Raw genomic sequence first — 12,386 nt, 5'->3', positions numbered from 1 at the left:
GGGGATTCGGGCCAATATGGCTATTTTGTTGATCCATGATAACGATATAGGCCGTCGGTCTATACGTTTTCTTTAGCCATGACGGGCCATGATCGGTTGATGGCCGATCGATATGAAGCAGCGCGGCTGGATGCGTTACGGCGTCTGAACCTGCTCGACACCTCGCCCAGCGAGGCGTTCGACCGGATTACGCGGCTCGCCAGCCAGATCTTCGGCCTGCCGGTATCGGCGGTGTCGCTGACCGATCACGATCGCCAATGGTTCAAGTCGCGCGTCGGCGTCGCGCATCAATCGATCCCGCGCGACAAGGCGCCCTGCGCGGCGGTTGCCGAGAGCACCGCGCCGCTGGTCGTGCCCGATCTGTCGGCCGACCGCCGCTACGCGACCAGCATTTTGGTCGACCAGGGCGTACGCTTCTATGCAGGGGCCCCGCTGACCACGCGCGACGGCTACGGACTGGGGGCGCTTTGCGTGCTCGGCCCCGAACCGCGCAGCGCGACCGATGCCGAGATGGCATCGCTCAACGACCTCGCCGAGATGGTGATGACACAGATCGAGTTGACGCATGCGATGGGGCGAATCGATCCGCTCAGCGGGCTGCCCAACCGCACCCAGTTTCTCGAGGATCTCGAGGATCTGGCGCGCGACACCCCGGGAGCGCGCCGGCTCGCGGTACTGGTCGACCTCGCCCGCGCCGACCAGCTCGATAATGGCGTCCGCGCGCTCGGCTCGGCCTATATCGATACGCTGGTGCAGGAAGGCGCGCGAGTGCTTCGCGCCAAGCTCGGTTCGAAGCGGACCGCCTATCACGTGGCCTCGACCAAATTCGTGTTCTTGGCGCCGCCCGAGGTCGACGAGCGCAGCTATCGTGGGCAGCTCGAATCGCTGCTGCTGCGGCTGGCCAAGGGACCCGAGACCAAGTTCGGGTTGAGCGGGATGATCGGCGTCGCGCCGTTCATCGTCGGGGAATCGACGCCGAACGACGTGCTGCGCCTGGCGTACAGCGCTTCGCTCGACGCGTGCAATTTCGAACCCGCCATCAGCTTTTACTCGTGCACCGAAGACTCGGCGCATCGCCGACGTTTTACCCTGCTCGAGGATTTTGGCGTGGCGCTCAAAGCGCGCGCGCAACTGCGACTGGTCTATCAGCCGCGGGTCGACCTGGCCTCGCGGCGGTGCCTCGGCGCCGAGGCATTGCTTCGGTGGGACCATCCGACGCTCGGCGAGGTATCACCCGCAGAGTTCATCCCGATCATCGAGCAGACGTCGCTGGCGCGACCCACCACCGCCAAGGTGCTCGATGCGGGACTGGCGCAACTAGGTGCGTGGCTGGCGTCGGGCATGCCGATGCGGCTGTCGATCAACGTGTCGGCCGCCAATCTCGACGAATGCGACTTCGCGCAGCGGCTCCAGCTCGGTCTGTTGAAGCATCGGGTGCCCCCCGATACATTCGAGATCGAGCTGACCGAGAGCGCGGTGATGGAAAACAAGGCGCGCTCGCTCAGCCAGCTGGCGGCGATCGAAGCCGCGGGCATCGCGATCGCGATCGACGATTTCGGCACCGGCCAGAGCAGCCTCGCCTATCTCCAGCAGCTACCGGCGCGGGTGGTCAAGATCGACCAGTCGTTCATCCGGCGCCTCACCGAAGGCGAGCGCGAACAGACGCTAGTGTGTTCGATGATCTCGCTCTCGCACGACCTAGGCTATCGCGTGGTCGCCGAAGGGGTCGAAACCGCCGAGGCCGCCGATTTGTTGTGCGAGATGGGTTGCGACGAGGCGCAGGGCTATTTCTTCGCACGACCGATGGAAGTCGGCGAGTTCGAACGCTGGTACGCCACCCAGGCCGCCGCCCGCGCCGCCGCCTGATACCGTACGGGATTGCGCAGCAGCCACGCTTGGGCGATGCCGCCGCCGATGACCCACGATCCGATCGCCCTCACCACCGCGCTCCTCGCCGTCGACAGCGTCACCCCGGCGCGCGGCCAGGTGTTCGACATCCTCGAAGCGATGCTCGTCCCACTCGGCTTCGCGGTCGATCGATTCGTCGCGGGCGAGGCCCCCGACGGGCCGGTCGAAAACCTCCTCGCCACCCGCGGCGAGGGCGGCACCCACCTCGCCTTTGCCGGGCATCTCGACGTCGTCCCCCCCGGCACCGGCTGGTCCAGCGCGCCGTTCGCGCCCGAAATCCGCGGCGATCACCTCTATGGCCGCGGCGCCGTCGACATGAAGGGCGCGATCGGCGCGTTCGTCGCCGCCTGCGCCGATCCACAGCCGGGCGGCACGCTGAGCCTGATCATCACCGGCGACGAAGAGGGCCCCGCGACCTTCGGCACCCCGGCGCTGATCGACCGCATGGCGGCGCTGGGAATCGCGCCCGACCTCTGCATCGTCGGCGAGCCGACCAGCGTCGATTGCCTGGGCGACATGATGAAGATCGGCCGCCGCGGATCGGTGAACCTCTGGATCACCGTCCCCGGCCGCCAAGGGCACGTCGCCTACCCGCACCTCGCCGACAATCCGATCCCGCGGCTGGTCGCGATCCTGGCCGAGATCGATTCGATCGCGCTCGATCACGGCACCGACTGGTTCCAGCCCTCGAACATCGAAGTGACCGACATCACCGTCGGCAATCCCGCGACCAACGTCATCCCGGCGCAAGCCTCGGCGCGGATCAGCATCCGCTTCAACGATCTGCATCGCGGCGCCGAGCTCGGGGCGCTGATCGAGGGGCTGGCCCGGCGCCACGCGCCCGAGGCGAGCGTCGTCGCGCGGGTTTCGGGCGAGGCCTTCCTCACCCAGCCGGGCAGGCTCTCGATGATCGTCGCCGATTCGGTAGAAGCGCACACCGGCATCCGCCCCGCGCTATCGACCAGCGGCGGCACCTCGGACGCGCGGTTCCTGGCCAAGCTCTGCCCGGTGGTCGAATTCGGGCTCTGCAACGCGACGATGCACAAGCTCGACGAGGCGGTCGCGGTCGCCGACCTCGTCACGCTGCGCGCGATCTACGCCGACATCATCCGGCGAACGCTCGGCTGAGCAACGGCATCCGCGGCGTCTGCGCCCAGGCGAGGAAGATATCCTCGGGCATCGGCCGCGCCACTGCATAGCCCTGCAACACGTCGCAGCCGATGATTCGCAGCACCTGCGCCTGCGCCGCCGATTCGATTCCTTCGGCCACCGCCTCGCAATTCAGCCCGTGGATCAGGCTGATCACCGCCTGCGCGATGATCCGCGCTTCGTGGTGGGTCGCGACGTTCTCGATCAGGCTTCGGTCGAGCTTCACCCGATCGATCGGTAGCGCGCGCAGCCGTGCCAGGTTCGAATAGCCCGTGCCAAAATCGTCGATCGCGATCGTCGCACCATCGGCACGCAGCGCTTCGATCGCGGCGATCACCTCGTCGCTGCAGGTCATCGCCAGCGTTTCGCTGAGCTCAAGCTCGAGCAGCGCCGCGGGCGCCTGCGCATTGTGCATCGCCGCGCGCAGCCGGCGGAAGAACTGCGCGTGGTCGATCTGCCGCGGGCTGATGTTCACCGCCATCCGCTTCTCGATGCCCAGCCGCGCCCAGCGCGCGATCGTCGCCGCGACCGATTCGACGACCCATTCGCCGATCTCGACGATCAGCCCGGTTTCCTCGGCGCGCTGGATGAACGCCGCGGGCAGTCGCTCGCCTTCGGGATGCTGCCAGCGCAGCAGCGCTTCGGCGCCGACGATATGCCCCTCTTGCGCGCTGATTTGCGGCTGGAATACCAGGCTGAACTGCCGCTTCTGGGTCGCCTCACGCAGGTCGCTCTCGAGCTTGGCGCGCGCCGCGATTTCGGTCGCCAGCGTGTCGGTGAAATATTCGGCGTGGCCACGACCGGTGGCCTTGGCATGATACATCGCCGCGTCGGCGGCGCGCATCAGATCGTTGAGATCGGTGCCATGCTGCGGCCGGATCGCGATACCGATGGACGCGCCGATCCGCACTTCCTGGTCGGACAATGCGAAAGGCTGGCTCAGCGCGTGCTGGATTGCGCGCCCGATCCGCTCGATCTCTTCGGTATCGGTAAGCGCGGGAAAGAACATCGTGAACTCGTCGCCCGCAAGACGACCGGTCAACGGCTGCGCCTTGGCGGGCTTGGCGGGCTTGGCGGCATGGCGATCGGCGATTCCGCGGATGCGGTCGGCAACCATCCCGAGCAACACGTCGCCATTCGCATGGCCCAGCGTATCGTTCACCGCCTTGAAGCGGTCGAGATCGATGAAGAACAATGCCGAGATGTCACCGGGGCGTCCGGTGGCCAGCATCGCCTCGCACGAGCGCTGGAAGCTGATCCGGTTGGGCAGCGCGGTGACCGGATCGTACATCGCCAGCCGGTGGACATGCTCGAAATTGCCGTGCAGCTGGCGGAACAACCCGTCCATCGCGCCGGCAAGCGCAGGCGCGGTACGACCGACCTCGGGGGGAATGGCGCTCAGCAGATCGCCATTGGTCGCGCGCGCCAGCCGCTGAATCGCTGCATCGAGCGAATCTGCGTAGGAAGCAAATACCTGGCGCCCCGCAGCCCAGCAAAGCATCGCGCAGCCATTCGCAGCGGCAAGCGCCCCGACCAGATTCGCGCCCGCCGCAAGCGACACGGCAAACACCGCCGCACCTGCACAGATCGCGAATAGGGTCGCCCTGCTCGTGAGCGAGAAGCCATGCATCGTCGGCGGTGAGTCCCCTGGCCCGCCGCTGTTACAAACGGCTTCCTGCGACTCGAAACATCGCGCAAATAGATTAACAAAACAGACGTGTTAGCACCGAAGTGGCGTTAGCCCGTCCGCGCGCGGCGCAGGACGATGTACAGCGCCCCCGCCCCACCATGCCGCGGATGCGCGCCGCGTACCGCCGCGATCCGGTCGGCATGGCGCGAGCCTGCGAGCCAGTCGCCGATCGCCGCGCGAATCGCCCCCCGGCCATAAGGACGCTCGGCATCGGCGCGCGGTGGCTTGCCGGTAACAAGCAGCAGCACCCGATCGCCACGCGTGATCGCATCGGCCAGTCCGGCATCGAGCACGCGATGCGCGGTCGATAGCGTGTGGCCGTGCAGGTCGATCGAGCTTTCGGGTGAGACAAGGCCGCGCGCCAGTCGCTTATCCCAGCCGCCGTCGAGCGTCGCCTTGGCCGCGGGCTTGGGCGGGGCCGGCGGTCGCGCAGCGACCAATGCAGCCGGAACCGGCGCGGGTCGGATCTTCACGAATTTCGGCGGGGGCGATTTGACCGGCGCGGTCCGGGGCGGCGCTGCCACCGGTACCGCGATCGGCGCGGCAGGCTTCGCCCTTCCCTCGATCGGACGCACCGATGCCATCACCCGCGCCCATAGCGCGGTTTCCTCGGGGCTAAGGCGTCGGCTGACCACCGCGCAACCGTGCAAGGGTGCCGCGCGGCACCAAAAGGAAGGCGGTGCCGCGCGCCGACATGCCGCCCGCGGTCGAACGAGCCTCGTCGCCCGCGCCCCAGAAGGTATCGAAGCGGTTGGCGCCCTTGATCGCGCCGCCGGTATCCTGCGCTACCCAGATTCCGTTGGCGTCGGGACGATCCATCGACAGGAACACCGGTGCGCCTAGCGGTACGAAGCGCGGATCGGCGGCAACGGTCGCGCGCGGGGTCACCGGCAGCCCCATCGCCCCCAGCGGCCCTGGCCCGGTCAGTTCGCGGAAGAACACATAGCTCTTGTTCTCGCGCATGATCGCCTGGCCCTCGGCGGAGTTGGCGCGCAAATACGCCATGATCCCCTGCATCGATGCCTGTCCCGGCTGGAGCAGCCCGCGATCGCGCATCAGCTTGCCGATGCCGGTATAGGGTTGGCCGTTCTGGCTGGCGTAGCCGATCCGCATCACCGATCCGTCGGGTAGCCGCAGCCGCCCCGATCCTTGCACCTGCAGGAAGAACAATTCGATCGGATCGGCGGCCCAGGCGAGTTCGAGCCCCTTGCCCGCAAGCACGCCTTCCTCGATTCGAGTACGGTCGTGATAGGGCACGAACGCGCCGTCCTCCACCCGCCCGCGGAACTTGCGTCCGGCAAGGTCCGACGCGAACAGCCCCATATCGATGTCGATCAGATCAGCGGGCTTGGCATAGACCGGGGTTTCATAGCCGCGCTGGCGGGTGCGCGCGCCGCGGATCTCGGGCTCGTAATAGCCGGTCGCGAAGGCGCGCCCGTCGGCGATCTGGACCGCTTCGAAGCTAGTCGAGAAGAAGGTCCGCGCGTCGCTAGCGCGCTGCGCATCGGCGCAGGGCCTGGCCCAGTCGCTGCCGCGCGTCAGCCCGGTGACGTCATTGCGCTTCTGGAGCGACGGGCAGCTCGTGCGGAAAGCAGCGAGCGCGCGCGCGGCCGCTGCGCTGTCGACGGGTAGCGAGGCGATCGCCGGGCCGGCGACGACTCCCGCCGTCGCGGCGCTGACCGCGGTAGCGGGCGCGGCAGGTGCGGGAACCGTATCGAGCGGTTTGGCAGCGGTCGGCCGGCGCGCCGCGTCCGCAAGCTCGACGACAGCAGGTGCCCCGGGCTCGATCCCCCCGGGAACGATCGCGTTGCTGCACGAAGCCAGCAGCAACGCCAGCGCGACTCCCCCCCGGGTCCGCATGTTCCTCAAACCCCCGCCATCGCGCTCAGACTTCGTCGGTCTCGGCGAGCTTCCAATTGGGATCGTCGCTGCGCAGCCGCCGGGTGAAGGTCCACGCATCGTGCGTCTCGACCGCGTCGCTGAGCGAACCCGCAACGACATTGCCCTCCGCACCGCGCGTGATCGCCGCGATATCGGCGTCGAACCGCACCGTGACGCGCGCGAGCGAGCCATCGACCGCGGCATCGGACACGACCGCACGCTCGATCGATACCAGACGGTTCTCGAGTGTTTCGCCCGCGGCGGCACGCGCGTCGATCGCGCTTTCGAACGCCGCCTTCACGTCGGGCTCCACCAGCCACTCGAGCGTCTCGCGATCGCCCTTCCAATAGGCCTCGAGGATCATCCGATACGCCGATTTCGCGCCCTCGACGAACTGCGTCAGGTCGAACGACGGATCGGCGGCGACCAGCGCGCGGATCCCGCTTTCGGCCTTGGGCTCGATCAACCGGTTGACGGTGTCGCGCGTTTCGGCGGGCAGGTCGATCGAGCGCGGCATCGGCAGCGTGGCGACGCGATCCTCCGCCGGCTTGGGCAAGGGCTGTTCATGCCCCGTGCGCTTGCCGAGGACCGAATAGAGCCGCAGCGCCAGAAAGCCCGCAACCATTGCAAGAAGAATAACGTAGAGCACCGTGCCTCCGACGAGTTCGATCCCCAACATAGGCGCAAGGGCGACGGGATTCAAATAGCGCCGCCGATGTCATTTTGGCGAGGGCCGGGCCGTTGAACTGGCGCGGCCTCCCTGCTAGTCGGCGCGCTTTCCAATATTCGGTGCGCCGGGCGTGCCCGCCACCACATGAAAGGCCTATCCGATGGACGAGCAGGGGAACATCGAGGGCTTCGGGCAGCCAGCCGCCAATGGCGAAGATTCGGCGCCGATGGCCAATGTCCTGTCGCAATATGTGAAGGACCTGTCGTTCGAAAACCCCAATGCGCCCGCGATCTACCAGGTGCAGGGCGCGCCCAAGCTCGACGTGCAGTTCAACATCGGCGCGGCGCAGGTGGGCGAGGACGTCCATGAGGTCGTGCTGAAGATCGAAGCGCGCGGCGAGATCGAGGGCCAGGTGATGTATCTGTGCGAACTGTCGTTCGCCGGGTTGTTCGGGCTGCGCAACATCCCGAACGAGCATCTCCAGCCCTTTCTGCTCGGTGAAGCGCCGCGCATCCTGTTCCCCTTCGCGCGCCGCGTGCTCGCCGACGCCGTGCGCGACGGCGGGTTCCCGCCGCTGCTGCTCGAGCCGATCGACTTCGGTGCGCTGTATTTCCAGCAGCAGGCGCAGGCCGCCGCCGCCGAAACCGGCGAGATCGCAGGCGAAGGCATCGGCCACGCTTGAGCGCTAGAAGCCCCTCCCTTTCAGGGAGGGATTGGGGTGGGTCGGGTCCGGGAGGCACCGATCCGTCAGCGCTTAGGGCGCAGTATCGCGAGCACGCCACCCATCCCAACCCCTCCCTTGAAGGGAGGGGCTTAGTTCGAAGGCCCCCATGAACCTCACCCGCGCGCTCGGATCGGTTGGCGGCCTGACGCTCGTCAGCCGGGTCCTCGCGCTGGTGCGCGATTCGCTGCAGGCGACCTTTGTCGGCGCGAGCTTCGCGTCCGACGCCTTCCTGGTCGCGTTCAAGTTGCCGAATATGTTCCGCGCGCTGTTTGCGGAGGGTGCGTTCAACGCGGCGTTCATCCCGCTGTTCAACCGCAAGGTCGGCGCCGAGCGCGATTATGCCGCAGCGTATGATTTCGCCGGGCGCGCGCTGGCGCTGCTGCTGCCGATCCTGATCGGCTTCACCGCGCTGCTGATGATCGCCGCCGATCCGCTGACGCTCGCGCTGTCGGGCGGCTTCGACAACCCGACCCCCGATGAATTCGCCTTCGCGGTCACACTGTCGCGGATCACCATCCCCTATCTCGCACTGATCTCCATCGTCTCGTTGCTCGGCGGCGTCCTCACCTCGCTCGGTAAGTTCGCGGCCAACGCCGCCGCGCCGATCCTGCTCAACATCGCGATGATCGCCGCGCTGTGGTTCTTCCACGGCGACAACGCCTATGAAACCGCGCGCGCGCAGGCGATCTCGGTCACCGTCGGCGGCGCGCTGCAATTGCTATGGCTGATCCTCGCCTGCCGCCGCGCGGGCGTCAGCCTTCGTTTGCGGCTACCGCGGATCGACAACGACGTGCGCGAACTGCTGCGGCTGATCCTGCCCGCCGCGATCGGCGCCGGCGCGATGCAGATCAACCTGGCGGTTTCGACCGCGCTGGCGGGCGGGCTGCTCGAGGCGGGGTCGATCTCCTATCTTTATTATGCAGACAGGCTGAACCAGTTGCCGCTGGGGATGATCGGCATCGGCCTTGGCACCATCCTGCTGCCGACGCTGTCGCGGATGCTGGCGTCGGGTGACGACAAGGCGGCGATGGAAACGCAGAATCGCGGGATTGAACTCGCATTGTTCCTCACCCTCCCCGCCACCGTCGCCTTCCTGGTCGCTGCCGAGCCCATCGTCCGCGGCATCTTCCAGCACGGCGCCTTCACCGCCGAGGACACCCGCGCGGCCGCCCTGGCGCTGTCGGCGTTCTCGATCGGTCTGCCCGCCTATGTGATGATCAAGGTGCTGACCCCGGGCTTCTACGCCCGCGGCGACACCAGGACGCCGGTGCGCTTCGCGATGATCGCGGTAGCGGTGAATCTCGTCGGCAACCTAGTCCTGATCCCGACCATAGGCTTCATGGGGCCGCCGCTCGCGACCGCAGTGTCGGCGCTGGTCAACATGGCGCTACTCTACTGGATGCTGCGCCGGCGCGGCCATTTCGTCGCCGATTCGCAGCTCAAGCGCCGCCTGCCCCGGCTCGCGGTCGCTGCGCTTATGATGGGCGGCGTGCTCTACATGCTCGACGGGCTGATCGACCCCTACACCACCGGTAGCCTGCTGATCCGCATCGCCGGGCTCGGCGCGCTGGTGGCGGGCGGCGGGCTGGTCTATGTCGCCGCCTGTTTCGCGACGGGTGCCTATCGCCCGTCGGACCTCAAGGCGCTCCGCCGCCGCCCCGCTTGAACCAGAAGAAGAATCCATGCGAATCGTCTCGGGAATCCAGACCACCGGCAACCTCCACCTCGGCAATTATCTGGGCGCGATCCGCCAATGGGTGGCGATGCAGGACACGCTGCAGCCCGGCGACGACTGCCTGTTCTTTCTCGCCGACCTCCACGCGCTGACGGTGACGCAGGACCCCAAGGAGCTCGCGCGCACGACTGTAGAGATGGCCGCCACGCTGATCGCCGCAGGCATCGACACCGACCGCGCGATTCTGTTCAACCAGGCGCGCGTGCCCGAACATAGCGAGCTCGCGTGGCTGCTGGGCGGCACCGCGCGGATGGGCTGGCTCAACCGCATGACGCAGTGGAAGGACAAGGCGGGCAAGAACCGCGAAGGTGCCAGCGTCGGCCTGTTCACCTATCCGGTGCTGCAAGCCGCCGACGTATTGCTGTACCGCGCCACGCACGTACCGGTGGGCGAGGACCAGAAGCAGCATCTCGAGCTCGCACGCGACGTCGCGACCAAGTTCAACACCGATTTCGCCGTCGAGCTGTTCCCGCTGCCCGAGCCGCTGATTTCGGCCGCCGCCCCGCGCATCATGTCGCTGCGCGACGGCAGCGCCAAGATGTCGAAGTCCGACCCGTCGGACATGAGCCGGATCAACCTGATCGACGACGACGACACCATCGTCGCCAAGCTACGCAAGGCCAAGAGCGACGCCGATGTGCTGCCCGAGACGATGGCGGGACTCGCCGAGCGTCCCGAGGCACGCAATCTGGTGACGATCTACGCCGCGCTGGCCGGGCGCGGGACCGACGACGTCGTCGCCGAGTTCGCAGGCCAGGGCTTCGGTGCGTTCAAGCCGGCGCTGGCCGACCTGACGGTAGCAACGCTGGGTCCGATCCGCGATCGACTGACCCAGTTGCTGGCGAACCGCGACGAAGTAGCTGCCGAACTACGCAAGGGTGCTGAGAAGGCGCGGACGCTGGCGGCTCCGACGCTGCGCGCGGCGCAGGAAGCGCTGGGGCTTCAGGTCAGCTAACGCTCTCCTCCCTTTCAGCGAGGGGCGCTCAGCGCTCAGCCTTCCAGTTGCCGCATCAAGCTGCGTACCGCACCGTCGATCTCCCGATCCTTGCCGCGGAGGTCTTCGATCCGCTTCACCGCGTGGATCACCGTCGAATGGTCGCGGTTGCCGAATTTACGGCCGATCTCGGGCAGGCTGCGCGTCGTCAGCCGCTTGGCGAGGTACATCGCGATCTGGCGTGGGCGCGCCACCGCCACTGCGCGACGATCGGAAATCAGGTCGAGCTGCTTCATCTCGAAATGCGCCGACACCGCCTTCTGGATGTCGTCGATCGTCACGCGGCGCTGTGCCCCGCGCAGCACTTCGCCCAAGGTCTGGAGCGCGAAGTCCATCGTCACCGTCTCGCCGATCAGCTGGGCATAGGCGACCAGCCGGTTGAGCGCGCCTTCGAGCTCGCGGATGTTGGTGTTGATCCGCATCGCCAGCAGTTCGAGCACCTCGTCGGGCACCGCAACCTGCGGCATCTCGCGCAGCTTGGCGTCGAGGATCGCGCGGCGCAGCCCGAACTCGGGCGGCTTGATGTCGGTGACCAGGCCGGCGCCCAATCGGCTGACCAGCCGCGGCTCGACCCCGTCGAGATGCTGGGGCGAGCGATCGGCGGCGATCACCAGCCTCTTGCCCATCGTCATGAATTCGTTGACGGTGTGGAAGCATTCCTCCTGCGTCGAATCCTTGCCCGCGATGAACTGCAAGTCGTCGATCATCAGCAGGTCGACGCCGCGCAGCCGCTCCTTGAAGCTGAAGGTGTCGCGCGCGCGCACCGCCTTGACGAATTCGAACATGAACCGCTCGGCCGGCATGTAGATCGCTGTCGCACCGGGATTGGCCTCCTGGAAGGCGTGACCGATCGCGTGGCACAGATGCGTCTTGCCCTGCCCCGTCGCGCTGTGGATGTAGAGCGGGCTGAACTGCGGCGGGTTGCGGTCGGCGAGCGCCTTGGCTGCGTTGAGCGCCACCCGGTTCGAGGTATCGGCGACGAAGCGATCGAAGGTGAAGCGCGGATCAAAGGCGAATCGCTCGGTGACGGGCACCGCCTGCGCGACCGCCGCGGCGACGGGCGCGGCCTCGCTCAGCACACGGCGCGGCGCTGGCGCGGCACTCAGCGTCTCGACCGACACCGCGCGGACCCCGGGTAGCATCGTGCGGAACTCGAGCAGTAGCCGCTCGGCATAATGGCCCTTCACATAGTTGGTCATGAACGGCGACGGCAGCGCGATACGGATGCAGTCGAGGTCCGAGCTGTCGGCGAGCGTCGCGGGCTTGAGCCACTGGTCGAACACCTTCGCACCCGATTGGGCGCGCAGGTTACGACGCACCTGTTCCCAGGCGGTTGCCAGTGTCGCCGATCGGCCAGCCTCGTCTTGCTCGTTCACGCGGACAGACCCCTCCTGTGCCGGGAAGCACGTGCTTCCGGCGACGCATCATCGACAGTCAAAAACCCCCTCAGCCGGAAGACACTATTCCGTCTGGTTGCGAAGATTCGCTGAACCCCGCGTGCAACCCTGTCGCTGCGGGAGGTCTGTTTAGAAACTCGATCGTGAGTCGAGCAAGCCTGCGACGTCAAGAAATTGAAATATAAAACGCTTGACTCGACACCCCCGCGGAAATGCTGGGAAATCGCCTAAACCACTG

10 protein-coding genes are annotated in these 12,386 nt (G+C 67.1%); 5 read left to right on the top strand and 5 right to left on the bottom strand.

Features of this window, described 5'->3' with window-relative positions; genetic code table 11:
* Positions 1 to 78: 78 nt before the first annotated feature.
* Complete coding sequence (locus NMP03_RS02025; protein ID WP_256506879.1) at positions 79 to 1,866, top strand: putative bifunctional diguanylate cyclase/phosphodiesterase; 1,788 nt, start codon at positions 79 to 81, stop codon at positions 1,864 to 1,866.
* 48 nt (positions 1,867 to 1,914) lie between these two features.
* Positions 1,915 to 3,036, top strand: a complete 1,122-nt coding sequence (gene dapE / locus NMP03_RS02020) for a succinyl-diaminopimelate desuccinylase (RefSeq protein ID WP_256506878.1) — start codon at positions 1,915 to 1,917, stop codon at positions 3,034 to 3,036.
* On the opposite strand, the gene NMP03_RS02015 is transcribed toward dapE, so the two are convergent.
* The 4 genes from NMP03_RS02015 to NMP03_RS02000 form a co-directional block, all read right to left on the bottom strand.
* Positions 3,014 to 4,687, bottom strand: coding sequence for a putative bifunctional diguanylate cyclase/phosphodiesterase (locus tag NMP03_RS02015; protein ID WP_256506877.1), 1,674 nt, complete (start codon positions 4,685 to 4,687; stop codon positions 3,014 to 3,016). The two genes, dapE and NMP03_RS02015, sit on opposite strands and share 23 nt — an antisense overlap.
* Before the next feature lie 107 nt (positions 4,688 to 4,794).
* Positions 4,795 to 5,331 carry a Smr/MutS family protein gene (locus NMP03_RS02010; RefSeq protein WP_256506876.1) on the bottom strand — a complete coding sequence of 179 codons (537 nt, stop codon included), beginning with the start codon at positions 5,329 to 5,331 and terminating at the stop codon, positions 4,795 to 4,797.
* A 31-nt stretch (positions 5,332 to 5,362) separates the two neighbouring features.
* The gene (gene mltA / locus NMP03_RS02005) at positions 5,363 to 6,607 is read right to left on the bottom strand and encodes a murein transglycosylase A (RefSeq protein ID WP_256506875.1); all 1,245 of its coding nucleotides are present in this window, start codon (positions 6,605 to 6,607) and stop codon (positions 5,363 to 5,365) included.
* 25 nt (positions 6,608 to 6,632) lie between these two features.
* Positions 6,633 to 7,253: a Tim44/TimA family putative adaptor protein gene (locus NMP03_RS02000; RefSeq protein ID WP_256506874.1), complete on the bottom strand. Its 621-nt coding sequence runs from the start codon at positions 7,251 to 7,253 to the stop codon at positions 6,633 to 6,635.
* Positions 7,254 to 7,458: 205 nt separating this feature from the next.
* Between NMP03_RS02000 and secB the strand changes: the two genes are divergently transcribed.
* The 3 genes from secB to trpS all read left to right on the top strand — a co-directional run bounded on the left by secB (position 7,459) and on the right by trpS (position 10,712).
* A complete protein-coding gene (gene secB, locus NMP03_RS01995) occupies positions 7,459 to 7,980 on the top strand; it encodes a protein-export chaperone SecB (RefSeq protein WP_256506873.1) in 522 nt (173 codons plus the stop codon).
* Positions 7,981 to 8,128: 148 nt separating this feature from the next.
* The gene (gene murJ / locus NMP03_RS01990) at positions 8,129 to 9,688 is read left to right on the top strand and encodes a murein biosynthesis integral membrane protein MurJ (RefSeq protein WP_256506872.1); all 1,560 of its coding nucleotides are present in this window, start codon (positions 8,129 to 8,131) and stop codon (positions 9,686 to 9,688) included.
* Positions 9,689 to 9,704: 16 nt separating this feature from the next.
* Positions 9,705 to 10,712, top strand: a complete 1,008-nt coding sequence (gene trpS, locus NMP03_RS01985) for a tryptophan--tRNA ligase (RefSeq protein WP_256506871.1) — start codon at positions 9,705 to 9,707, stop codon at positions 10,710 to 10,712.
* Positions 10,713 to 10,747: 35 nt separating this feature from the next.
* Here trpS and dnaA read toward each other — a convergent pair whose 3' ends face one another.
* Complete coding sequence (gene dnaA, locus NMP03_RS01980; RefSeq protein WP_256506870.1) at positions 10,748 to 12,127, bottom strand: chromosomal replication initiator protein DnaA; 1,380 nt, start codon at positions 12,125 to 12,127, stop codon at positions 10,748 to 10,750.
* Between the last annotated feature and the right edge of the window lie 259 nt (positions 12,128 to 12,386).

Source organism: Sphingomonas qomolangmaensis, from assembly GCF_024496245.1.
In the GTDB taxonomy this organism is placed as follows: Bacteria; Pseudomonadota; Alphaproteobacteria; order Sphingomonadales; family Sphingomonadaceae; genus Sphingomonas; species Sphingomonas qomolangmaensis.
Note: the sequence above shows the minus strand (reverse complement) of the source record. Positions and strands in the feature narration are given on the sequence as shown.